Annotated in this window: 20 protein-coding genes; 12 read left to right on the top strand and 8 right to left on the bottom strand. The window is 51.9% G+C overall.

Annotation, left to right across the window (positions count from 1 at the left end; all coding sequences use genetic code 11):
* Positions 1-9: 9 nt before the first annotated feature.
* The gene (locus NMD08_RS09130; protein WP_103770442.1) at positions 10-1308 is read left to right on the top strand and encodes an anaerobic C4-dicarboxylate transporter; all 1299 of its coding nucleotides are present in this window, start codon (positions 10-12) and stop codon (positions 1306-1308) included.
* Positions 1309-1390: 82 nt separating this feature from the next.
* On the opposite strand, the gene fruA is transcribed toward NMD08_RS09130, so the two are convergent.
* The 3 genes from fruA to fruB are packed head-to-tail and all read right to left on the bottom strand — an operon-like array spanning position 1391 to position 5164.
* Positions 1391-3079, bottom strand: a complete 1689-nt coding sequence (gene fruA, locus NMD08_RS09125) for a PTS fructose transporter subunit IIBC (protein WP_151219849.1) — start codon at positions 3077-3079, stop codon at positions 1391-1393.
* Positions 3080-3095: 16 nt separating this feature from the next.
* Entirely contained in the window at positions 3096-4034 is a 939-nt protein-coding gene (fruK, locus tag NMD08_RS09120) for a 1-phosphofructokinase (protein ID WP_151219850.1), read from the bottom strand.
* Complete coding sequence (gene fruB / locus NMD08_RS09115) at positions 4034-5164, bottom strand: fused PTS fructose transporter subunit IIA/HPr protein (RefSeq protein ID WP_151224734.1); 1131 nt, start codon at positions 5162-5164, stop codon at positions 4034-4036. Before fruB ends, fruK begins: the two co-directional genes overlap by 1 nt.
* Before the next feature lie 368 nt (positions 5165-5532).
* Between fruB and setB the strand changes: the two genes are divergently transcribed.
* Positions 5533-6714 (top strand): sugar efflux transporter SetB, encoded by a 1182-nt coding sequence (setB, locus tag NMD08_RS09110; RefSeq protein WP_187253417.1) that lies wholly within the window; start codon positions 5533-5535, stop codon positions 6712-6714.
* Here setB and NMD08_RS09105 read toward each other — a convergent pair.
* Entirely contained in the window at positions 6711-6965 is a 255-nt protein-coding gene (locus NMD08_RS09105) for a YkgJ family cysteine cluster protein (RefSeq protein ID WP_151219853.1), read from the bottom strand. The genes setB and NMD08_RS09105 overlap by 4 nt on opposite strands.
* Before the next feature lie 158 nt (positions 6966-7123).
* Between NMD08_RS09105 and yeiP the strand changes: the two genes are divergently transcribed.
* Entirely contained in the window at positions 7124-7696 is a 573-nt protein-coding gene (gene yeiP / locus NMD08_RS09100; protein ID WP_151219854.1) for an elongation factor P-like protein YeiP, read from the top strand.
* A gap of 54 nt (positions 7697-7750) precedes the next feature.
* Here the strand turns inward: yeiP and torD are convergent, their stop codons facing one another.
* Genes torD through torC form a run of 3 tightly spaced genes read right to left on the bottom strand, consistent with a single transcriptional unit; the run spans position 7751 to position 12014 of the window.
* Complete coding sequence (torD, locus tag NMD08_RS09095) at positions 7751-8383, bottom strand: molecular chaperone TorD (protein WP_187253418.1); 633 nt, start codon at positions 8381-8383, stop codon at positions 7751-7753.
* The gene (torA, locus tag NMD08_RS09090) at positions 8373-10871 is read right to left on the bottom strand and encodes a trimethylamine-N-oxide reductase TorA (protein ID WP_370620005.1); all 2499 of its coding nucleotides are present in this window, start codon (positions 10869-10871) and stop codon (positions 8373-8375) included. Before torA ends, torD begins: the two co-directional genes overlap by 11 nt.
* Positions 10872-10880: 9 nt before the next feature.
* Positions 10881-12014, bottom strand: a complete 1134-nt coding sequence (gene torC / locus NMD08_RS09085) for a pentaheme c-type cytochrome TorC (protein ID WP_252837773.1) — start codon at positions 12012-12014, stop codon at positions 10881-10883.
* A 164-nt stretch (positions 12015-12178) separates the two neighbouring features.
* On the opposite strand from torC, the gene NMD08_RS09080 reads away from it, so the two are divergent.
* Positions 12179-13651 (top strand): PLP-dependent aminotransferase family protein, encoded by a 1473-nt coding sequence (locus NMD08_RS09080; protein WP_370620002.1) that lies wholly within the window; start codon positions 12179-12181, stop codon positions 13649-13651.
* 45 nt (positions 13652-13696) lie between these two features.
* Here NMD08_RS09080 and uxuA read toward each other — a convergent pair whose 3' ends face one another.
* Positions 13697-14887, bottom strand: coding sequence for a mannonate dehydratase (gene uxuA / locus NMD08_RS09075; RefSeq protein ID WP_187253422.1), 1191 nt, complete (start codon positions 14885-14887; stop codon positions 13697-13699).
* A 202-nt stretch (positions 14888-15089) separates the two neighbouring features.
* Here uxuA and NMD08_RS09070 point away from each other — a divergent pair, with 202 nt between their 5' ends.
* The 8 genes from NMD08_RS09070 (at position 15090) to NMD08_RS09035 (ending at position 25159) form a co-directional block, all read left to right on the top strand.
* Positions 15090-16556, top strand: a complete 1467-nt coding sequence (locus NMD08_RS09070; protein ID WP_151219857.1) for a mannitol dehydrogenase family protein — start codon at positions 15090-15092, stop codon at positions 16554-16556.
* A gap of 119 nt (positions 16557-16675) precedes the next feature.
* On the top strand, positions 16676-17662 hold the full coding sequence (locus NMD08_RS09065) for a GTP-binding protein (protein WP_210904554.1): 987 nt from the start codon (positions 16676-16678) through the stop codon (positions 17660-17662).
* A 34-nt stretch (positions 17663-17696) separates the two neighbouring features.
* The gene (locus NMD08_RS09060; protein ID WP_370620000.1) at positions 17697-18410 is read left to right on the top strand and encodes a phosphatase PAP2 family protein; all 714 of its coding nucleotides are present in this window, start codon (positions 17697-17699) and stop codon (positions 18408-18410) included.
* A 413-nt stretch (positions 18411-18823) separates the two neighbouring features.
* Entirely contained in the window at positions 18824-19393 is a 570-nt protein-coding gene (gene mepS / locus NMD08_RS09055) for a bifunctional murein DD-endopeptidase/murein LD-carboxypeptidase (protein WP_003027474.1), read from the top strand.
* Between the two features lie 172 nt (positions 19394-19565).
* Positions 19566-21125, top strand: a complete 1560-nt coding sequence (locus NMD08_RS09050) for a cyclic di-GMP phosphodiesterase (protein ID WP_370619998.1) — start codon at positions 19566-19568, stop codon at positions 21123-21125.
* 99 nt (positions 21126-21224) lie between these two features.
* Positions 21225-23039, top strand: a complete 1815-nt coding sequence (locus NMD08_RS09045) for an extracellular solute-binding protein (RefSeq protein ID WP_151219860.1) — start codon at positions 21225-21227, stop codon at positions 23037-23039.
* Complete coding sequence (locus NMD08_RS09040; RefSeq protein ID WP_003834575.1) at positions 23040-24134, top strand: microcin C ABC transporter permease YejB; 1095 nt, start codon at positions 23040-23042, stop codon at positions 24132-24134. It abuts the gene before it with no gap.
* Positions 24134-25159, top strand: coding sequence for an ABC transporter permease (locus NMD08_RS09035; protein WP_151219862.1), 1026 nt, complete (start codon positions 24134-24136; stop codon positions 25157-25159). Before NMD08_RS09040 ends, NMD08_RS09035 begins: the two co-directional genes overlap by 1 nt.
* Position 25160 lies beyond the last annotated feature (1 nt).

Below are 25160 nucleotides of genomic sequence, written 5' to 3'. Positions count from 1 at the left end.
GAGGCCATTATGATTTGGCTGGAAATTATCGTAGTGTTGGGCGCAATATTTTTTGGTATCCGCCTCGGCGGTATTGGTATTGGTTTATGTGGTGGATTGGGGCTGGCTATTTTAACACTGGGATTTGGGTTACAAATTGGTTCGCCACCCGTTGACGTGATTCTCATTATTATGACGGTGGTAGTGGCTGCCTCTGCACTACAAGCCGCCGGTGGTATGGATTATCTGGTTCGTGTCGCCGGCAATTTTATGCGTCGCAACCCTAAATATATCAATATAATTGCGCCAATTATCACCTGGTCAATGACCATTATGGCGGGAACAGGATTCATTGTCTTTTCCACTTTACCGGTGATTGCCGAAGTTGCCAAAGAATCAGGTATCCGCCCTTCTCGTACCCTCGCAGGATCCGTCGTGGCCTCTCAGGTGGCAATATCCGGCTCGCCGATCAGTGCCGCAATGGCGGCTATGCTGACCATAATGGAAGGCAACGGTATCAGCTTTATCCAGGTCATGGCGGTGTGTCTGCCAGCCTCGTTTGTCGCCGCGATGGTCGCAGCGTTTATCGCTTCCCGTCAGGGATGTGAACTACAGGATGATGAAGTCTATCTGGAACGTCTGCAAAAAGGGTTGGTGCGTAAATACGAAGGGCAAAACAGCACTACGCCGGGTGCCAGACTGTCAGTAGCCCTGTTTATGTTGGCAACGGTCGTCATCGTTATTCTTGCCGCATGCCCTCAACTACGCCCTGGATTCGATGCAGGTAACCCAATGAATACAAGGGACATTATCATTATCTGCATGCTGGCTGCCGCGTGTCTGATGGTGGTGTTATGCAAAACATCAACTGACGCCATTGTCCTGACATCCACGTTCCGTGCGGGAATGAGTTCGTTGGCGGTGATTCTGGGGATTGTTACGCTGGGCACAACCTTCATTGACGCCCACTTAACAGGGATAAAGGATATCGCGGGCGACATTCTACGGGCTTATCCGATGCTATTGGCTCTGGTGCTGTTTGGTACCTGCGCGCTTCTCTATTCGCAGGGAGCCACCACGCCGCTGATTATCCCGCTTGCCGTTGCGCTCGGTGTACCCACCTGGGCGATTCTGGCTTCCTATGTGGCAGTAACCGGGGTATTTGTTCTACCCACGTATCCCACTTCGCTGGCAGCAATGGAGTTCGACACCACCGGGACAACGCGCGTGGGTAAGTATGTCTTAAACCATCCGTTTATGCTGCCAGGACTGGGTGGGATCATCGCAGGCGTTGCCTTTGGTTTTATCATCGCGCCAATGATTGCCTGAACCGTTTTACACCTCTCCGGGCGGCGGTTAATAGATAAAAAAAAGGGGCAGAGAAATCTCTGCCCCCGATATCAGCATTCAATCATGCCGCTTTTGCCACAACCTCTGCTTCCGGGCGTTTCAGTACCGCGTAGGAAAGCCCGGCTACCAGCGTACCGGCGATAATGGCCAGCAGGTATCCCAGTACCGGTGTAATTGCGCCAGGAATCAACAGCACGAACAGACCACCGTGCGGTGCCATCAGCTTCGCACCTACCGCCATCGAGATAGCACCGGTAATCGCGCCGCCCACGATACAGCAAGGCAGAACACGCATCGGGTCACGGGCAGCGAATGGGATAGCCCCTTCGGTGATAAAGCACAGGCCCAGCACCAGCGCTGCTTTACCGCCTTCCTGCTGCGCTTTGTCGAACTTACGACGCGCAACCAGCGTTGCCAGACCCAGCGCCAACGGAGGCACCATACCTGCCGCCATGATGGCAGCCATCGGCGCATAGGTTTGCGTACTGAGCAGACCCACACCGAAAGCATACGCCGCTTTGTTAACCGGACCGCCCATGTCGGTACACATCATGCCGCCAAGAATTGCCCCAAGCAGTACCGCATTCGCTGTGCCCATGGTTTGCAGCCAGTGGGTCAGACCTTCCAGAATACCGGCTACTGGTTTACCGATCAGGTAGATCATGGCCAGGCCCACCACCAGACTTGAAAGCAGCGGAATGATCAGGATCGGCTTCAGCGCTTCCATACTCTGTGGGAGTTTCAGCTTCGTACTGATGAGTTTTGCCACATAACCCGCAAGGAAACCGGCAATAATCCCGCCAATAAAGCCGGACCCCGTACTCACCGCCAGCATACCGCCGATAAGACCCGGCGTCAGACCCGGACGGTCAGCGATGGAAAACGCGATATAACCCGCCAGAACCGGCACCATCAACGCAAAGGCTGAACCACCGCCAATCTGCATCAACGCCGCCGCCAGCGTACCCTGCTCTTTAAATGCTTCAATGCCAAAAGCGAATGAGAGTGCAATACACAGACCGCCAGCAACCACCATCGGCAGCATATAGGACACGCCCGTCAGCAGGTGACGATATGCACCCGCACTCTCTTTCTTACCTTCGGTTGCTGAAGTCTGCGCTTTGCCGGTTGGCTGATACGGCGTTGCTTCTTCCAGCGCTTTGTCCAGCTCCTGCTTGGTTTTCTTCAGTGCAAGACCAGTAGACGTACGGTACATTGGTTTCCCGGCAAACTTCGCCAGATCAACTTCAATGTCAGCCGCCACAATCACCAGGTCCGCCTGAGCCACCTCTTCCGGCGTAATAGCATTGCCTGCGCCAACAGAACCACGGGTTTCAACCTTCACCCACCAGCCACGTTTTTTCGCTTCTGTTTCAATAGCTTCAGCAGCCATAAACGTATGCGCAACGCCGGTCGGACAAGCCGTCACCGCCACAACGCGTTTTGGACCACTACTGGTCACAGGCGCTGTTGCAACCGGAGCGCTGTATGGTTTTGCATGACCTTTTGCTTCGCTGAGGAACAGTTCAGGATGCGCAACTGCACGACCTATATCGCCCAGCCAGACTTTTTTGCCGTTCAGCGAACTGTCGGCAGGAAGCGTGTCGCCCAGAACAATTGCCAGTTCTGCATCATTCGGATTATCAATAATTTCAAGATGTGCTTTCTGCGCCGCCGCTCCAAGCAGGGTTTTCGCCATGTAAGCGCGAGCCTGGCCGAGATTAGCGTCAATAATCAGCAGCGTTTTCATTATGCCTCTCCTGCTGTCAGTTAAACGGTTTTAAGTCGACACGCGCCATCATTGCGGCCAACTGAGGACGATCGGTAATGCCCACATTGCTTTGGCTTACCGCCAGGGCGGCAACAGCTGTCGCCAGACGCAGGGTATGTTCGCTGGACTCACGCATCAGCAGCCCGTAAATCAGACCGCCAACCATTGAATCGCCCGCGCCTACGGTGCTAACCACGTCAACTGACGGTGGTTTAGCAATCCATTCACCTGAAGCGTTAACCCACAGCGCACCTTCTGCGCCAAGTGAAATCACCACGTGAGCAATCCCCTGCTCGCGCAGCGCATGCGCCGCTTCAATCACATCTTTCATTTCCGGTAGCTTACGGCCCGCCCAGATTTCCAGCTCCCGACGGTTTGGTTTCACCAGCCACGGTGCTGCTTTCAGACCCGCCACCAGCGCTTCACGACTACTATCAAAGATAATGCAAGGACACTGACTGCGCAGGCGAGTCATCCAGTCGGTGAAGGCTTCCGGGCTCACGCCAGTCGGCAAACTGCCGCTGACGCACACCATGTCGAACTGGCCCAGCCAGCTCAGGGAGTCATTCACAAACCGTTCCCAGTCAGCCGGGGTGACGTCAAAGCCGGAGAAATTGAAATCGGTCACTTCGCCGTCTTTTTCGGTCAGCTTGACGTTGATACGGGTACGCCCTTGTACAACCTGAAAACGGTTGGCAATGCCCAGCTCGCTAAACAACTGCTGGAAACCATCCTGGTTGTCTTTACCCAGGAAACCGCCTACCGTGACATCAATACCTAAATCTTTCAGAACTTTAGCGACGTTAATCCCTTTCCCTGCCGCGTGCAGACCGGTTGTTTTAACCAGGTTCACTTCACCGCGTTCAATTTCCGGGCAGAAACCCACCAGGTCGTATGCCGGGTTGAGGGTGATAGTAGCAACACGTCTGCTCATTACGCGCCCTCCCCAAGACCTGCCGCGATGGCTTCGCCAATCGCTTTCAGCGCCTGTTCAGCATCCTCGCCCTGGGCGGTAAAGCGCAGGTGATGTCCTTTCTTCACGCCTAATGCCACAACTTTCATCAGACTGCGTCCATTCGCCGGTTTGCCGGTTCCATCAAGATTTGTCACGGTAATTTCACTGTTAAATTGTTTGATCGTATTCACCAGCATGGTGCCCGGACGGGCGTGTAAGCCATGCTCATTGCGCACAATAAATTCGGCGCTCAGTACATCATCAGTTAAGGCGTCATCGCTGGTCAGCAGCGCCAGCAACGTTGCCGCATCGGCTTTCAACAAACGGTCAGCTTTATTATTCAGCAGCAGATCGCCAAGACGCTTCAGCACCGCAACCGGTTGATCGTCATTCATGGCGACAGTCACCAGCAGGGCCGCAGCTTCACCTTGTACATCAAACGCTGTCGCTACGCGGCTGACCGCAACGGCGCTACGCACGTTACCTTCAGCACAGTCATTCAGCCAGATACCCTGGCCGAGATTCATCGGATGCTCATTTATCGCTCTGGCGACAAAGGCGGTGTCAACCGCACCGACCTCTTTCAGCCGCGCCGCGTTGAGCGCTTGCAGCGTTACCAGCGAGTTGGCAACGACGTCCAGCGACAGCGTTTCGTTATCAAGCTTTAGCTGTTCGCTTTGCTTTTCACCCATCAGCAACGCGCGCAGCTCTTCCGCCGTGGTCGCAGATTTCAGCTGTTCAGCGACGGAGTCATCACTCAGTACGTGCGTCAGCTGACGCAGCAAACCGAGGTGCTCATCCGAGCTGGCGGCAATACCGATCGCCACATATGCAACCTGCCCCTCTCCCCAGGTCACACCCTGCGGAAACTGAAACACCTGCACGCCGGTTTTCAACACTTGATCGCGCGTGTCCGTCGTACCGTGAGGAATAGCAATACCGTTGCCGAGGAACGTGGACGTCTGTTGTTCACGCGCCAGCATGCCATTGACGTAGCCTTCCGCGACGTTACCCGCCTGCACTAAGGCTGCGGCAACCTGGCGAATAGCCTCTTCTTTATTCCCGGCCTGTTCGCCCGGGTGAATATCCTGAACAGATAACTGGAACATGGTTCTCCTCTCCCGCTGAATTGAAACGATTCAGCCAACATGAGAAAAATGGCGTCACCTGACTCCATCAGTTATGGCGAGATGACGCTGAAACGTTTCAAGAAGTCTTGCTCTTTTTTCTGCAGCACACAAGTAAAGTTAACAAATTACTTGCTGAATTTAGAGATAACGCACATTTTCTCTTCGCCAGAGATCAAATTGCTGACGCAAAAACGGCGTCAGCTTGTCAAATTCAGCTACGTCAGCAAACTGCATTCTCTGACTGAAATGCTATTTTGATTTTTAATGCCGATTTTGATTTGGCTCCCTGTTTATTTTCTGACAAGCAGCGTAAACTCCGCGTCTCTTCACATCATTGATATCAAAACATGCATAACACCCCCGTAGCCGCCTCACCCCGGGCGTTTGATTTAACGTCTGCGGCGTTCCTGCTTGTCGCATTTCTGACGGGTATCGCCGGTGCGTTGCAGACGCCAACGCTTAGTCTTTTTCTGACGGATGAAGTCCATGCCCGTCCCGGCATGGTCGGGTTCTTTTTTACCGGTAGCGCCGTAATCGGCATTTTGGTGAGTCAGTTTCTGGCCGGACGTTCAGATAAAAAGGGCGATCGCAAAAACTTGATCGTATTTTGCTGCGTGCTGGGGATGCTGGCCTGCGTGCTTTTCGCCTGGAACCGTAACTATTTTATCTTGTTGTTTGTCGGGGTATTCCTCAGCAGCTTTGGTTCGACCGCCAACCCGCAAATGTTTGCCCTCGCTCGCGAGCATGCCGACCGTACGGGACGGGAAGCCGTCATGTTCAGTTCAATATTACGTGCGCAGGTTTCGCTGGCCTGGGTGATTGGCCCGCCGCTGGCCTACGCGCTGGCCATGGGGTTCAGCTTTACGGTCATGTACCTCAGTGCGGCAGTGGCATTTATTGTCTGCGGCATAATGGTCTGGTTGTTCTTACCCTCAATGAGTAAAAACGTGCCGCTCGCGACAGGCGCGGTGGAGGCCCCAAGGCGCAATCGACGCGATACACTGCTGTTGTTTGTTATATGCACATTAATGTGGGGAACCAATAGTCTCTATATCATTAATATGCCACTGTTTATTATCAACGAACTGCATCTGCCGGAAAAACTGGCGGGCATCATGATGGGAACCGCCGCAGGACTGGAGATCCCAACCATGCTGATTGCCGGATACTTCGCTAAGCGTTTAGGTAAACGCCTGTTGATGCGAATTGCCGTCGTCGCTGGATTTTTCTTTTATGCCGGTATGTTGTTGGCTCACTCTCCCGCGATATTGCTTGGCTTACAGCTGCTGAACGCAATTTACATCGGTATTCTCGGCGGGATTGGCATGCTCTATTTCCAGGACCTGATGCCGGGACAGGCGGGTTCAGCCACGACCCTTTATACGAATACTATTCGCGTGGGCTGGATTATTGCCGGTTCGCTGGCGGGTATTGCCGCAGAAATCTGGAACTATCACGCAGTGTTCTGGTTTGCGCTGGTGATGATAGTCGCCACCGTCGTGTGCCTGGCGCGCATAAAAGATGTTTAAGGCGCGGTCAGTGTTTCGAGCTCAATAAGATACACCATGGCCTGGTGCGTCGTCTGTCCGCACATTTCCGCACTGGGCTGTAAACCGGCGCACACTTTTGGTCGCAGCGGCGAGCCAAAAATTTTACAGCGCAGGGATTCATCAAGCTGAACACATGGCGTATTAGCGGGCTTGCCTTGTGGCATGCCGGGGATGGGGCTGGAGATTGAAGGTGCGGTGCAGCATGCACCACAATCCGGACGGCATTCCATACAAGTACTCTCTTAAGCGTAAACCATCGGATTGTGCGGGAAGCGCACAGTAACACCTTTTTTGCACCAGCAAAAGCATGAATTCCGCTTGCCTGAATGCCCCAGCGCGAGTAGTTTTACGCGATATTTTAGACACCCCTCATTACAGGATTTTTTCGATGCCAAGAGCGAACGAAATTAAAAAAGGTATGGTACTGAATTACAACGGCAAACTGTTGATTGTAAAAGATATTGACATTCAGTCACCCACCGCACGCGGCGCTGCAACGCTGTACAAAATGCGTTTTTCTGATGTTCGTACCGGTCTGAAAGTTGAAGAGCGCTTCAAAGGCGATGATATTGTTGATACCGTCACCCTGAGCCGTCGTGGCGTTGATTTCTCCTACGTCGATGGCAACGAATACGTCTTTATGGATAAAGAAGACTATACCCCGTATACCTTCACCAAAGACCAGATTGAAGAAGAGCTGCTGTTCATGCCGGAAGGTGGAATGCCAGATATGCAGGTACTGACCTGGGACGGCCAGTTGTTGGCGCTTGAACTGCCGCAAACGGTAGACCTGGAGATCGTTGAAACGGCACCGGGCATTAAAGGCGCCTCAGCAAGTGCGCGTAACAAACCGGCGACCCTGAGCACCGGTCTGGTTATTCTTGTTCCTGAGTATCTGAGTGCGGGTGAGAAAATCCGAATTCATATCGAAGAACGTCGCTATATGGGTCGCGCGGATTAATTTTCTGCCGCTCATCGACGACAAGGGACAGCGCAGGCTGTCCCTTTGTCATTTTCAGCACTGACTGCTGAAATAAAAATCATCCATCAACAGCGTTTCCAGATACTGTTCATCCTCGCGCATAAAACGCACTATCAGATTAACCGCCTGAGGATAAAACCCCTCGTTATCCCGCACCAGACAAGCGTCGCGAAATAACGGTGCCCAGCACAGAATATGATGATGTAAAAAGTAATACTGTGTTGAGAACGGCTCCTCTTTAGCAACCATCCTCGCCATCAATGCCAGTTGTACGGCAATATGATCGGAAGGTTCATTTTCCCGCGCCGCCAGCCCTTGTTCGACCAACAGAACATTCATTTGCCGGCGTTCTGCTGCAGCTGTCGTGTGCGGATAGTGTCCTGCGTAGGGAGAAACACTCGCAGGCGGTGCCAGCAGAAACAGCGAGGCAAAATCTGCAGCCAGTTCCAACTGTCGGGAGTCCCGCCGCAAAGCCCGAGCCAGGCTACGCTCAAATTGTTTTACCTCGGCAGACAATCCGGGGATCGCCGCCAGTGATGCAATCCACGCCCGATGCTCGCCGCTTTCCAGACTGGTGAGCTGTTTTTCGTCCAGCTCACGAAATAACAATTGTGAAAACCATTGGTAGATCGCCGCACGTTGTAGATGAATTTGATTATGCTGCACTTGCCCCCTCCTCTTGCACCGTCTGCGGTCCACCAAATGCCGTCACCTGCGGAGCTTTCTGCTGATAACGTTCGACCTCCACCAGCACGGTATGCGCCGACGGCCCCTGAGCCAGTTGCGAAGTACCCATATCCGCGCTCAGTACGTTCGGATCACCATAGGTGCATAACGTTCCGGCTTTCCCCCCTTCCTGCGGGGAGTACCACGCCCCTTCATGAATGCGGATCACGCCTGGGGTAAAATCCGGACTGACCACCACACCAGCCAACACCTGGCCACGAGCGTTAAAGACACGGGCGATATCACCGGCTTTTAAACCACGCGCGGCGGCGTCCTGTTCGCTGATGTAAAGCGGCTCTCTCCCGGCAACCGCGTAGGTGTTGCGAAACGCCTCGCTGGAGCACAACTGGGAGTGCAGACGTTTATCCGGGTGGCAGGATTGCAGATGCAGCGGGTATTTATCTGTTTTGCCGCTATAGGTACGCTCAAATGGCTCCATCCACACCGGATGCCCCGGACAGTCCTTGTAGGAGAAGCCTGCGATGGTTTTGCTGTAGATTTCAATCAAACCAGACGGCGTTCCCAACGGATTAAGATCAGGCTGGTCGCGAAACTCACCGTGACGCACCCACGGTTGCCCCGCCGGATACTCAATGTAGCCTTCCCCCTGCCAGAATGTAGTGAAGTCCGGTAAGGTGACGCCGAGCGACGCCCCCATCTTCACGCCTTCGTCATAAAGCGCCTGTATCCACTGCATTTCATCCCGGTTTTCACGGTACACCGTTTCCTTATCAAAGCGCTTACACAACCCGGCAAAGATATCAAAGTCATGCCGCGCTTCGTATTGCGGTTTAACAATCTGATGCAGCGCCATCAACCCTTTATTCGAATGCGTACCAAACTGCTCAATATCGTTACGTTCAAAGCGGGTGGTCACAGGCAGGACGATATCGGCAAAACGGCACGACGCGGTCCATTGGTGATCTAACACCACCACGGTTTCCAGCTTTTTCCACGCGTCGATCATGCGGTTCCTGTCCTGCTGCGCATGGAAGGGATTGGCCGCACTGTAGATCGCCATTTTGATGTCAGGATACGTTAACGTCTCACCGTTGAAGGCAATCTTGTTGCCTGGCGCAAGCAGGCAATCAACGATACGCGAGGTGGGAATATGCTCAGAAGCACCGCGAAAATCCGCTTTGTACTTCGCCTCCGGCGGATTATTAATACTCCCCAGCCCGGTGAGCACTGGCCCGGTCGATGTCACCGTCCCACCGCCGTTATAGTGCCAGCCAAATCCGACCCCGCCGCCCGGCAAGCCAATTTGTCCAACCATGCTGGCCAGTACCACCAGCATCCACGGATACTGCTCGCCATGATGCATACGCTGTACGCACCAGCCCCCCATAAACTGTGTCCGTCCCTTGACCAGCAGGCGGGCGAAGTCACGAATCTGCTCCGTCGTCAGACCACAGATTTCGGCCGCCCATTCGGCATTTTTCGGCTGCTTGTCACTCTCCCCAAGCAGATAGGGCAAAAACTGTTCAAAACCCACGGTGTAATCGTTAATGAATGCCGTGTCATACAGTTTTTCTTCATACAGGGTATGCGCCAGCGCCAGCATTAACGCGACATCCGTTTGTGGTCGCAACGCCAGTTGTTCACAGCCAAGATAGTTTTGCGACTTGCTACGCACCGGATCAACGCTGACAACGCGCAGCTTACCCTGCGCAACCGCTTCTTTAATCTGCTGCCAATAGCCAAACGCGTCGTGATCGGGAACCAAAAACTCGATCTGTAGATTCTTGATCGGATCGCAGCCCCACAGCACAATGGTATTACTGCTCTGAATAACCAGCGGCAGTGACGTTTGCTGCTCATAAACCTCCAGCGACCCCATCACATGCGGCAAAATAACCTGTGCCGCTGCCGCAGAGTAGTCACCGACAGTTGTCACATAGCTACCATGCAGACCAAGTGCCCGGTCCATTGCCCCGCCCGCTTTATGGTATTTGCCCACCATTTGCCAGTCGGCAAGCCCGGTAAATAGGCCCGATGAGCCGTAGGTTTTTTGCACCCGCTCCAGCTCTTCGTAAAACAGATCCAGCGCCCGACTCCAGCTCACCCGTACAAAATGGTTATCTCCGCGCTGGCTGCGGTCAGACTTTTCCCGCTTGCGCAGCCAGTCCAGACGCACCATCGGGTAGCGTACCCGCGAAGGGTTATAGACCACCTCGCGCACCGCGTTTAGCATATCGCAGGGCCATTTGTCATGTTTGAACGGGCGTGTTTCTGTCCATTCGCCGTTGACCACTTTGGCTTCAAAAGCACCATAATGTGAACCGGACTGGATCCACTGCTCGGGGTTTTCTCCCGCGGCCCACACTTTTGATATCAGCGGATTGGGCGCCAGTGCGCTGGCAACACCTACCGCCAGCATACCGCTCAGAAAACGGCGGCGGGACGAATTAACGTCATGAATATCCATACATTATCCTTAATTGTTATTAGGGTCGGACACATCGCTGGCGTGGGTCTGGAGATATTTCAACAACGTGCGTTCTTCCACCGGGTTAAGCCGGTAGTAGGTCGACATCGCTTTCAATCCGGCGATCCAGCCGTTGGCGGTATAGCGTGTGGTTGGGGGCGTGCTGTGACAGGCGCTACAAGTGGATTGCAGCATTTGATCCGAGTATTCCCAGATGGGATCCAGCGTGTTGATAAAGTCCTGCGCGGAGGTCCAGGCGGTGACGCTCACTTGTTGCCATTGCTGATGTGAGTCAGGATCGACCTGAGTTTGCAGCACGTTTACGTTAGCCATCAGGGCGTCATCGAGCACAGCGGAGAAAACGCGCTTCCCCATATACTGGGTAATCACCCGCCCACGCCCTTTACTTTCACGCCAACCTGTTACTTCAAGTTGTAGGTTGTTGCCCTCTTTTTGCAGCACCTTGACCTCGGTGGCAGGAAACAAAAGCGCTTTACCTGCCGCGCTCCCTGCCGTAGCCGTCAGGGCTTTTTCGCTTAGCGAGAACAGCGTGCTCACCTGTGACAACGACGCCCCCTGATGCTGTAGCTGCTTATAGCGATCGCGAAAACCGCTGCTCATATCGGGTTTGTGATGAGCAATGCCTTTGTGGCAATCGATACAGTTACTGTTTTTTGCCGCCGCCGCGGTCATTTGCGCCGCCGCATTGGCTGATTGCTTGCCGTGATCCATCGCCTCGTAGCTGTGGCAAGATTGACACGCCGCTGAATTATTCGCGCTCATGCGTGCCCATTCCCTCTGGGCCAGCTCCGCCCGTTTTGCGGTAAATTTTTCTGGGGTATCAATCGAAGGGGAAATAAAGGTGTGGTAGAGATCGTTTAAGGCCTGCGTTTTACGAACCAACGTTGGGACGATGCCAGGTGGAATATGACAATCCTTACACTCCGCACGCACGCCAGAAGCATTGCGAAAATGCACGCTGGTTTTATACTCCTCTCCTGCCGTACGCATTGAGTGACACGATAAACAAAACTCGGTCGTACTGGTGTAATGAACGCCTTGCCACGCTCCCCAAATAGCCAGGGCCATGACTACCGCTCCGGCGAATACACACCACAGTGCGCTTTTTCTTATCCACGACATGCTTGCCTCCATTTTTTAATAGCGACACGCTAAGGGATAATAAAAATCAAAAATAGAGACAGCGAAAGCAGATTATAGGAACAGCATCCACTCTATGAGGTGAGTCAAATAGTAAAGATCAGAAATTCGTAATATAGTGACCATCTGTAAATAAGGAATTTCTTATGCTAACACTGACGCTCAATAGAGAAAGCCGTACTCCACTGCAACTGCAGATATTTCAATTTTATTTCCAGGCCATTCAGCAGGGTGATTTGCTTTGTGGAGACAAACTCCCCTCTATTCGCGAGCAGGCTCAGGTATTGCACGTTGCTAAAATAACGGTAGTGATGGCCTATGACAAGCTGATGGCGGCTGGGTTAATTAAGAGCCGACACGGCATTGGCTATGAGGTGATATTCACCAGGCCTGTACGTGTAACCCCAGTGCATGCGCCCGTGACTCAGGGCTCCCCACCGGTAAAACCTAAAGCTGCCGGGGTCTCTACCGATGTTTACGCAGAACCCGGGCGGGAATGCTACTGCCGGATAGGCGTCCCCGACCCCAATGCTTTTCCCTGGGCAAGCTGGAGAAAATGGAATAATGCCCCGAGCGTGTTTAAAGAACAATTATTTACCCGATATCATTCACCAAACGGATTATTTTCACTGCGTGAGCAATTAGTCAGATACCTTAATTTAACTCGCGGCATTAATACCCGGGCAGAGAACATCATTATTACCAACGGGATTCAGGAAGGATTGTCACTGCTTAGTCAAATATTTATTATTCATCATGCTGTCAGTCAGCAAAAAAAGTGCCACGTTGTGACCGAGTCCCCTTGTTATTCTGGCGCATGGCATCTGTTTAATTATTATGGCGCAGATATTACGTCAATTGCGGTAGATAACCACGGACTGCAAACAGATAATTTACCCGAAGCGGAAACCCAGCTTTGCTATGTAACCCCAGCTCATCAATATCCGATGGGAAGCGTACTTTCGCTGGAGCGTCGTCAGTCGTTATTGACGTGGGCGCAGCGCGTCGGCGCTTATATCATTGAAGATGATTATGATGCTGTGTTTACCTATGGCGAGAATCCCCTCCCTGCGCTGAAAGCCATGGATTATCACAATCGGGTTATCTACATGGGAACATTTTCTAAAACGCTGGGACCGGGGGCACGTCTTGGCTATCTCATTTGCCCAGATGAACGGCTCCCGGCGGTACAGAATATGAAAGCGCTTAACAACAACGGGAGTCAGTGGTTATTACAGCAATTCTTAGCCGAATTAATGCAAAATCAGGTGTTTTATACGCACATCAGTAAACTGGCCTGCAGTTACGCCGCGCGCCTTATCTTGTTACGCGATGGCCTTTCCAGTCTGTTTTCGGCAGGGAAAATCGCTGGCGCAACGGCGGGTCTGCACCTCTCTTTACGCATTGACAGACACCCCGATACGATAGCGAGGCTGCAGCAGCGTTGCCTGCTGGCAGGGATCCGCTTTGACACGCTGCCGGATATAGAAAATGGGTCAGAAGCAGTGTGGCGTAAGGAAAACAGAGACGCAGTAATGTTTTTTGGGTTTGGCGGGTTGCAGATACAGCAGATCAATAAGGTGTTGTCGGTGCTGGAGCTGGCGCTAACACAGCCTTGATAAACAGCGGGGATTGTACCTGTGGCACAATCCCTGTTGTTAGCCTTACAGCAGATCGCGGAACTGCGTTTGTTTCAGCGCCAGCTCAACGCCGCGAACTTCCGCCAGTCCTTTCAGGCGGCCGATCGCAGAGTAGCCCGGATTGGTTTTCTTGTGCAGATCGTCAAGCATCTGGTGTCCATGATCAGGACGCATAGGGATAGGCCGCAAATCACCCGCTTTTTTACGTCGCTGCTCTTCGTTAAGGATGGCAGCCACCACCGATACCATATCCACATCGCCCTGCAGATGCGCACCTTCGTGGAAGGTTTTTGGGTTCTCTTCACGGCAGGTTGAGCGCAGGTGTGTAAAGTGGATGCGATCGCCAAAGGTTTCGATCATTTTCACCAGGTCATTGTCAGCGCGTACGCCGTAAGAGCCGGTACACATAGTGAAACCGTTATTAATGCTGTCGACAGTTTCTTTCAGCCACTGCATATCTTCGATAGTCGAAACGATGCGCGGCAGGCCGAGGATCGGACGCGGCGGATCGTCAGGGTGCACGGCCAGGCGCACGCCGACTTCTTCTGCCACTGGCACAATCGCCCGCAGGAATACCGCCATGTTATCGCGCAGATCGTCTTTGCTGATGCCGTCATATTCGGCAAGGCGCGCACGGAACTGATCCAGCGTATAACCCTCCTCCGCACCCGGCAGGCCGGCAATGATGTTACGGGTCAGCTTTTCAATATCGGCATCGCTCATGGCATTGAAGTAGTCGAGCGCCTGACGTTGTTCTTCTTCGGTGTAATCCGCTTCAGCTCCCGGGCGTTGCAAAATGTGCAGTTCAAAGGCCGCAAAAGCAATCTGATCAAATCGCAGCGCTTTGGAGCCGTCGGGCAGCTGATATTCGAGGTCGGTACGCGTCCAGTCAAGGATCGGCATGAAGTTATAGCACACGGTATCGATGCCACAGGTCGCCAGATTACGGATACTCTGTTGATAGTTGGCAATCCACGTTTGATATTGACCTGAACGTGTTTTGATATCTTCGTGAACAGGAATACTTTCCACCACCGACCAGGTCAGGTCTTTTTCTGCCAGAATAGCCTGACGTTTTTGAATCTCTTCTACCGGCCACACTTCACCGTTGGGAATATGGTGCAAGGCGGTCACAACACCCGTTGCGCCAGCCTGACGCACATCATCAAGTGATACTGGATCGTTAGGTCCGTACCAACGCCAGGTTTGTTCCATTGTTTCACCTCACAAGTTGTTATACCAAATTAAGCTAACTGAATGATGACTACCATACAGGCATCCCATAGATGATCAACAGATGGCCGGTCATTGATTGATCCAGCTCACATTCCCCTGATAAATGAGGCACACCAATTTAATTTGCTGTCATATAACTTTATACTGGCATTGTTAATTAATGGTTAATCAGGTGTATTTAATGAAAACTATTGCCTCAGCGCCACTGGCGGAAAATGTCATGATGCCGCAGTACGACCGCCAGCAATTAAAAACGCGGATTGTGCATTTTGGTTTCGGTGCTTTTCACCGCGCCCATCAGGCGTTATTGACCGACAGGGTGCTGAATGCGCAAGGCGGAGATTGGGGAATTTGCGAAATCAGCCTGTTTAGCGGCGATCGGCTGATGCGTCAGCTGCGCGAACAGGATCATTTATTTACGGTGTTAGAAAAAGGGGCTAACGGCAACCAGCCGATTGTTATCGGCGCCGTCAACGAATGTCTGAACGCCACGCTGGATTCGCTGACAGCCATTATTGAAAAATTCTGCGAGCCTCAGGTGGCGATTGTCTCATTGACCATTACTGAAAAAGGCTACTGTATCGATCCGGCAACAGGTTCGCTGGATCTCTCTAATCCGCGTATTATTCACGATCTGCAGACACCGGCTGAACCGCACTCCGCGCCCGGAATTATTGTTGAAGCACTGCACCGTCGACGTGAACGTGGACTGCAACCGTTTACCGTCCTCTCCTGCGATAACATCCCGGACAATGGTCACGTAGTAAAGAACGCCGTGCTGGGAATGGCGAAAAAACGCTCACCTGAACTGGCGCAGTGGATCCTGGCGCATGTCAGTTTTCCGGGCACTATGGTGGACAGGATCGTTCCTGCCGCTACCGAAGCATCACTGGCTGAAATTACCCACGAACTGGGCGTGGCCGATCCTTGCGCAATCAGCTGCGAACCGTTTATCCAGTGGGTGATTGAAGACAACTTTGTCTCTGGCCGCCCACAATGGGAAGCAGCGGGTGTGCAGATGGTCGAAAACGTCTTGCCATGGGAACAAATGAAACTGCGGATGCTGAACGGCAGTCATTCATTTCTCGCTTATCTCGGCTATCTGGCCGGATTCCAGCATATTAGCGAATGTATGCAGGACCGCGCATTTCGTGAAGCCGCTTACCGGCTGATGCTCAAGGAACAGGCCCCCACACTACAAATTACCGATGTGGATTTGGACCAATATGCACTAAGTCTGCTTGAGCGCTTTGCCAACCCGGCGCTGAAGCATAAAACCTGGCAAATCGCGATGGATGGTAGTCAGAAATTACCCCAGCGAATGCTGGAAGGGATCCGCGTACATTTAGCACGTCAAAGCGAGTGGCCGCTGCTGGCGCTCGGCGTCGCCGGCTGGATGCGTTACGTGAGCGGCGTGGATGACTCAGGCGCCGCAATTGATATTCGTGACCCGCTAAGTGAGAAGATTACCGCTCTGGTTAAACAGAGCACTGAATCAGAACGTGTCAGCGCCCTGCTTTCGCTGCGCGAAATTTTCGCTCCCGATCTCGTCCAGAATCCGCAGTTTGTCGCAGCGATTGAAAAAGCCTGGCAACGTATTACTCAATACGGAGCACATCAGGCTGTCATTACCACGTTAAATAATTAACGATTTCTGCCATTAAACCGGACGAAGTGCGTCTTCGTCCTCTCACCCCTTCTCTTTTTCGCCGTTTTTCGCCAGGATTGTTAAATGCCATTACGGTTATTTATGATTCTGGAGTAAATGTGACTAAAACCAATCTCATCACTGGTTTCCTTGGCAGTGGCAAAACCACCTCTATTCTTCATCTATTGGCGAACAAAAATCCCGCAGAGAAGTGGGCCGTGCTGGTCAATGAGTTTGGCGAAGTAGGCATCGATGGCGCGCTGCTGGCCGACAGCGGCGCACTGCTAAAAGAGATCCCCGGCGGCTGTATGTGCTGCGTTAACGGTCTGCCGATGCAGGTTGGCCTCAATACGCTGCTACGTCAGGGAAAACCTGACCGTCTGCTGATTGAACCCACTGGCCTCGGCCACCCAAAACAGATTTTGGATTTACTCACCGCACCGGTTTACGAACCGTGGATCGATCTGCGTGCGACCCTCTGTATTCTTGACCCGCGGCTGTTACTGGATGAAAAAAGCGTCGCCAATGACAATTTCCGCGACCAGTTGGCCGCCGCGGATATCATAGTGGCCAACAAAGCCGACCGCGCCACAGCGGAAAGCGAAAATGCCCTGCAAAGCTGGTGGCAACTCTACGGCGGCAATCGCCAGTTAGTTCACGCCGACCATGGGCAAATTGACGGTCAACTACTGGACTTGCCCCGACTAAACCTGGCGGAGCTTCCTGCAAGCGCTGAGCATACCCATAGTCATGCCGATAAAAAGGGGCTGGCGGCATTGAGTCTGCCTGCCCAACAGCGCTGGCGGCGCAGCCTGAACAGCGGACAGGGCCATCAGGCCTGCGGTTGGATTTTTGACGCTGACACAGTCTTCGATACCATCGGCCTGCTGGAATGGTCACGCCTTGCCCCCGTAGGGCGCGTGAAGGGGGTAATGCGTATTAAAGAAGGACTGGTACGCATTAACCGCCAGGGAGATGACTGGCATATTGAAACGCAAAATGTTGCGCCACCGGATAGCCGTATTGAACTTATTTCCGATACCGAGACCGACTGGAATGCGTTACAGGGCGCGTTGTTGAGACTTCGTTTAGATGGTGGCGCGTAAGGTTGCCTTCGTTTTATAGCAATGGTAAACGACGATGAAAACCCGATATCCTCTTATTCTCCTGCTTAATATTGCGGGTCTGGCGCTATTTCTGTCCTGGTATATTCCAACCGGGCATGGGGTCTGGTCCTCACTGGATACGGATGTTTTCCGCTTCTTTAATCAGAAGCTGGTGGAAAACCCGTTGTTTTTATGGATTGTTGCTATCACCAATAATCGGGCCTTTGATGGCTGCTCATTGCTGGCAATGGGCGCATTGATGCTGCACTTTTGGCTGAAAGAGGCGTCGGAAGGTCGCCGACGCATTGTGGCTATTGGCCTGGTAATGCTGCTCACCGCCGTGGTATTAAATCAATTGGGTCAGGCGCTAATTCCCGTTAAACGGGCCAGCCCTACTCTGATGCTGGATAATATTTATCGTGTCAGCGAGCTGCTGCATATTCCAACCAAAGATGCGTCCAGAGACAGTTTCCCCGGCGACCACGGTATGATGCTGCTTATTTTTTCCGCATTTATGCTGCGTTATTTCGGAAAAATCGCAGGCATAATCGGCCTTATTATCACTGTGGTTTTTGCCTTCCCGCGCGTAATGATTGGCGCTCACTGGCTCACCGATATCGTGGTCGGTTCCATGATGGTCGTCTTGATTGGACTTCCCTGGTGGTTAATGACGCCATTAAGCGACCGATTAGTCACGCTGTTCGTGAATTATCTGCCTGGTAAAAACAAACAATTTTCAAACAAATAACACAGAGTAATTAACATCATCAGGGATACTTCTGATTCCCTGATGATGCTTGCCGATATTTCATCATTCTGATTGTCATTCTCCTGTCACATTATTCATGTTGCAAATGAATGAGTTGCCTGTTTTTTCCTCTGATTGTTCTTATTTTATACAATGCCGTTTATTCACTTTCTGTATCAATTTTTCTTATAAGAAATCACGTAAAATCACTCGCAATGACCGGAGCGATCGGGTAATCTCGAACTCGTTTTGCCTCGCAGGGTAATTATTCTCTTTACGAATAAATTTGTGCGTTCTGCCACAGATTTGACCTTAAAGAATTGTCTCATCGTGCGATGGTAATTAGTCTCGTCACGTTTGGCATTTTTTATAACGATATTTATCGTTAAGGACTTCAAGGGAAAACAAACAAAATGGTCAAATCTCAACCGATTTTGAGATATATCTTGCGGGGCATACCCGCGATAGCAGTTGCGGTTCTGCTTTCTGCATGTAGCACAACGAACACCGCCAGGAATATGCATTCTGAGACGCATGCTGTGGGCAATGGAGATAACTCTTCACTGCAAGCCTCTCAGGATGAATTTGAAAATATGGTGCGTAATATTGATGTTAAATCACGTATTATGGACCAGTATGCTGACTGGAAAGGCGTGCGTTACCGCCTTGGCGGCAGCACTAAAAAAGGTATTGATTGTTCAAGCTTCGTACAGCGTACGTTTCGCGAGCAATTTGGTTTAGAGCTTCCTCGCTCAACCTACGAACAACAGGAAACGGGTAAATCCGTTTCGCGCACTAATCTGCGCACAGGCGATCTGGTTCTGTTCCGTGCTGGCTCTACTGGCCGACACGTCGGTATTTATATCGGCAACAACCAGTTCGTACATGCCTCGACCAGCAGTGGCGTTATCATTTCCAGCATGAACGAACCTTACTGGAAAAAGCGTTACAACGAAGCTCGCCGGGTCCTGAGCCGCAGTTAATTTCGTTTGGCAGCTATCCCTTGGCTATCCTGATGAGACATATAAAAAAGCACTGCTACGGCAGTGCTTTTTTTTGCGTTGCTTTTGTGACTAAGAAAAATCTCACAACATGAATCATTTCAGGTTATATTCATACAGGACAAATGGTTACTTCAGGTAAACATAAGGAACTATGTTAAGACGCTCCTCTTCTTCCGAACGTAAACTCCTGCTCACCTGCGTTATAACGGGGATAGTCGTCGCGTTACTCGTCAGCTCACTGCAGTTTTTTATGTCATGGCATCAACGAAACGCAAAGTACGACACGCTAACGTCTAACATACAAAGTTATATAGAAAGTTTCTTCGTTGACCTTGAAACCACCACCAACACGCTACAGCCTCTGGTAAAAGACACCTGCTCGCAAGCTTCAGCTCAACTCACTTCCAGCGCTGCGTTTAGCCTGAATGTTCGGGCCTTTTTACTGGTAAAAGACGGTATCGCTTTCTGCTCTTCAGCAACCGGTCCAATGAATACTCCTCTTCAGCAGTTGGTTCCCGTTCTGGACATGACGAAAGATATCGATATGGATCTCCAGCCCGGTACGCCAATGATGCCGAATAAACCGGCAATACTCATTTGGTATCGCAATCATTCATTACAGAACAGCGGCGTTTTTGCCACTCTGAATGTTAACCTGGCCCCCTATCTTCTCTATAACGCCAGGCAAGATGATTTCAACGGCGTAGCACTCATCGTCAGGAAGACGGCTATCACCACGTTTTCCGAACAATTAATCCCTGCGTCCAAACTCCCTGCCATCCCATCCTATAATGCACGGTTGTCTACATTCCCGTTGGAGGTGCGTTTTTACGCGGATCGGTGGACGTATAAAGATGTGGGATACGCCATCATGCTCGGATGCTTGGCCGGGATCATGACCGCCCTCCTTCTCTGGTACTACATCTATGCCGTCCGTTTACGCCCGGGGAAAGATATCCTTAACGCCATCAAACACAATCAGTTTTATGTGGTGTACCAGCCCGTCGTAGAGGTGCAAACGCTGGAGGTGAAAGGTGTCGAGGTACTATTACGCTGGCATCACCCGACCACCGGTGAGATCCCTCCGGATGCCTTTATTCACTACGCAGAATCACAGAAAATGATTGTGCCGCTAACCCAGCACCTCTTTAAGCTGATAGCCCAGGACGCACCGATGCTACAAAAAGCATTGCCCGCGGGCGCAAAACTGGGGATCAATATCGCGCCAACGCACTTACACGGCGAGACGTTTAAAGATGATATTCAACGCCTGTACACTTGTCTTCCCGCACACTTTTTTCAACTGGTGCTGGAAATCACCGAGCGGGATATGCTGCATCAACACAAGGCAATCGAGCTATTTGAATGGTTGCATTCAGCAGGTTTTGAAATTGCCATTGATGATTTTGGCACAGGTCATAGCGCACTTATCTATCTGGAGCGCTTTACCGTTGACTACCTGAAAATCGATCGCGGCTTTATTAACGCCATTGGGACGGAAACCCTGACCTCTCCGGTTCTGGACGCCGTGTTGACACTCTCTAAACGTCTTAATATGCTGACAGTTGCTGAAGGGGTTGAAACACCTGAGCAAGCCCGTTGGCTGCGCGAGCGTGGAGTACATTTTTTCCAGGGATACTGGATTAGCCGACCATTAAAGCTTGCTGATTTCGTGCGTTGGATGGCGCAGCCCAATAAGCCGACGTGGTGATCGCAGTATGCGAATCATAGACTCTCACTCGCCGCCGCATCTCTTATCTCTCAGGCATGATGCCTGTCGGGTTGTGGCAGGAAAAGGAAATCGCTTTTAATGATCCCTCGCGTATTGCTGCTGTTTATCGCCCTCATCGGGTTTAGCGCCGAGGCGCAGTCCATCAAAGAAAGCTATGCTTTTGCCGTACTGGGTGAACCGAAGTACGCGTTCAACTTTAATCATTTTGATTACGTAAACCCTGCGGCCCCCAAAGGCGGGCAAATCACTCTCTCCGCCATCGGCACTTTTGATAACTTCAACCGCTATGCAATGCGCGGTAACCCCGGTGCGCGTACCGAAACCCTCTACGATACGCTGTTTACTACCTCTGACGATGAACCTGGCAGCTATTATCCACTCATCGCCGACAGCGCACGCTATGCTGACGACTATTCCTGGGTGGAAATCGCCATTAATCCACGAGCGCGTTTTCATGATGGTTCTCCCATTACTGCCAGCGATGTCGCATTCACCTTCCACAAATTTATGACCGAAGGCGTGCCGCAGTTTCGTCTGGTCTACAAGGGAACAACGGTAAAAGCCATCGCGCCATTAACCGTACGCATTGAATTAGCCAAACCGGGTAAAGAGGACATGCTCAGCCTGTTTTCATTACCCGTGATGCCAGAGAAGTACTGGAAAGATCATAAGCTCAGCGACCCCCTATCCTCACCTCCGCTCGCCAGCGGTCCTTATCGCATCACGAAATGGAAAATGGGCCAGTATATTGTCTATTCGCGCGTCAAAGATTATTGGGCCGCTAATCTGCCCGTCAATCGCGGACGCTGGAACTTTGATACTATCCGCTACGACTACTACCTGGATGATAACGTCGCTTTTGAGGCGTTTAAGGCCGGGGCGTTTGACCTGCGTCTTGAGAACGATGCCAAAAACTGGGCGACGCGTTATACCGGGAAAAATTTCGCGAATCATTACATCATTAAAGATGAACAAAAAAATGAATCCGCCCAGGATACGCGCTGGCTGGCATTTAATATTCAGCGTCCGGTGTTCAGTGACCGACGGGTGCGGGAAGCCATCACCCTGGCCTTTGATTTTGAATGGATGAATAAAGCACTGTTCTATAACGCCTGGAGCCGGACCAACAGCTATTTTCAGAATACCGAATATGCTGCTACAAAATACCCCGATGCAGATGAACTGGTGATTCTCGCCCCTTTGAAAAAAGATCTCCCTCCTGAGGTCTTCAGCCAAATCTATCAGCCGCCAAAATCAAAAGGCGATGGCTACGATCGTGAGAACTTGTTGAAAGCTGATACCTTACTGGAACAATCCGGATGGGTACTCAAGGGGCAGCAACGCGTAAACAGCGTCAGCGGTAAACCCCTGAGCTTTGAGCTGTTGCTCCCGGCGGGTAGCAACAGTCAGTGGGTGTTGCCGTTCCAACACAACCTGCAACGCTTAGGCATTACGATGAACATCCGTCAGGTTGATAACTCGCAAATCACCAACCGCTTGCGCAGTCGCGACTATGACATGATGCCAAGGTTGTATCGCGCGATGCCATGGCCGAGTTCTGACCTGCAAATTCTGTGGGCTTCTGATTATATTGACTCCAGCTACAACGCTCCCGGCGTGCAAAGCCCGGTAATCGATAACCTGATTGGCCAAATCATTGCCGCGCAAGGTAATAAAGCCAAACTTATCCCACTCGGTCGGGCACTGGACAGGGTTTTAACCTGGAATTACTACATGTTGCCGATGTGGTTTATGGCAGAGGATCGTATCGCCTGGTGGGATAAATTTTCGCATCCGGCTATTCGCCCAATTTATACCATTGGCCTCGACAACTGGTGGTATGACGTCAACAAAGCGGCGAAACTGCCCGCTGCCAGACGGCAGGGAGAATAAATGGGCGCTTATCTGATTCGACGCCTGCTGCTGGTGATCCCAACGCTTTGGGCGATCATTACGATCAATTTTTTTATCGTGCAGATTGCCCCCGGCGGCCCAGTTGAGCAGGCCGTCGCCGCTATTGAGTTCGGGCAAAGCGGGGCATTACCTGGTGCGGGCAGTGAAGGCGTTCGCGCCAGCCACGCGCAAACCGGTGTTGGTAACATTAGCGACAGTAATTATCGCGGCGGCCGGGGTCTTGACCCGGAAGTCATCGCCGAAATCACTCGGCGTTACGGGTTCGATAAGCCCATTCATGAGCGCTATTTCAAAATGCTTTGGGACTATATTCGTTTCGATTTCGGCGACAGTTTGTTTCGTAGCGCCTCAGTACTGACACTTATCAAAGACAGCCTGCCAGTTTCCGTTACGCTGGGTCTATGGAGTACGCTCATCATCTATCTGGTGTCGATACCGCTTGGGATCCGCAAAGCGGTTCATAACGGCAGCCGATTTGATGTCTGGAGCAGCGCATTTATTATTATTGGCTATGCCATACCGGCCTTTCTGTTTGCCATTTTGCTGATCGTCTTTTTTGCCGGGGGTAGCTACTACGACCTGTTCCCGCTGCGCGGCCTGGTTTCCGCCAATTTTGACTCCCTGCCCTGGTATCAGAAAGTGACCGACTACCTTTGGCATATTACCTTACCCGTGCTTGCAACGGTGGTTGGCGGGTTTGCCGCACTGACCATGCTGACCAAAAACTCATTTCTGGATGAGGTACGCAAACAGTATGTCGTCACCGCACGCGCCAAAGGGGTCAGCGAGAAGAATATTCTCTGGAAACATGTGTTTCGCAACGCCATGCTGCTGGTAATCGCGGGCTTCCCGGCGACGTTTATCAGTATGTTTTTTACCGGCTCGCTGCTGATTGAAGTGATGTTCTCGCTTAATGGTCTGGGGCTACTGGGATATGAATCCACCGTATCACGCGACTATCCGGTCATGTTTGGCACGCTCTATATCTTCACCCTGATCGGCCTGCTGCTGAATATCCTCAGTGACATCAGCTATACGCTGGTCGATCCCCGTATTGATTTTGAGGGACGTTAATGTCGCGATTAAGCCCCGTCAATCAGGCCCGCTGGGCGCGTTTTCGCCATAACCGTCGCGGTTATTGGTCGCTGTGGATTTTTCTGGTGCTGTTCGGCCTTAGCCTGTGTTCAGAACTGATTGCCAATGATAAGCCGCTGCTGGTGCGCTACGACAACAGTTGGTATTTCCCCTTGTTCAAAAACTACAGTGAAAGCGACTTCGGCGGACCGCTGGCGACCCAGGCTGATTATCAGGATCCTTGGCTACAGCAGCGCCTGGAAGACCAGGGCTGGATCCTGTGGGCGCCAATACGCTTTGGTGCTACCAGCATTAACTTTGCCACCGATAAGCCCTTCCCTTCCCCGCCTTCGGCACAAAACTGGCTGGGAACGGATGCCAACGGCGGTGACGTGCTGGCGCGGATCCTGTACGGCACACGTATTTCTGTTCTGTTTGGTTTAATGCTAACTCTGTGCTCCAGCGTGATGGGGATAATGGCTGGCGCAATCCAGGGCTATTATGGCGGCAAGGTGGACCTGTGGGGGCAGCGCTTCATTGAAGTTTGGTCAGGTATGCCAACGCTGTTTCTGATCATTTTGTTGTCGAGCGTGGTCCAGCCTAACTTCTGGTGGCTGCTGGGCATAACGGTGCTGTTTGGCTGGATGAGCCTGGTGGGCGTGGTGCGCGCGGAGTTTTTACGCACCCGAAACTTTGATTACATTCGTGCCGCTCAGGCGCTCGGCGTGAGCGATCGCAGTATTATTCTGCGCCATATGCTACCCAATGCGATGGTTGCCTCTCTGACCTTTTTACCGTTTATTTTATGCGCCTCGATAACGACCCTGACCTCGCTGGATTTTCTTGGGTTTGGCTTACCGCTTGGCTCGCCATCGCTGGGAGAACTCCTGTTGCAGGGTAAAAACAACCTGCAGGCACCGTGGCTTGGCATTACCGCGTTCATCTCCGTTGCCCTGCTCTTATCGCTACTGATCTTTATTGGTGAAGCGGTACGCGACGCGTTCGATCCCAACAAGGCGATTTAAG

Origin of the sequence: Citrobacter meridianamericanus (assembly GCF_041320245.1) — a bacterium.
Taxonomy (GTDB): domain Bacteria; phylum Pseudomonadota; class Gammaproteobacteria; order Enterobacterales; family Enterobacteriaceae; genus Citrobacter; species Citrobacter meridianamericanus.
This window is presented reverse-complemented; position numbering and strand designations above follow the sequence as displayed.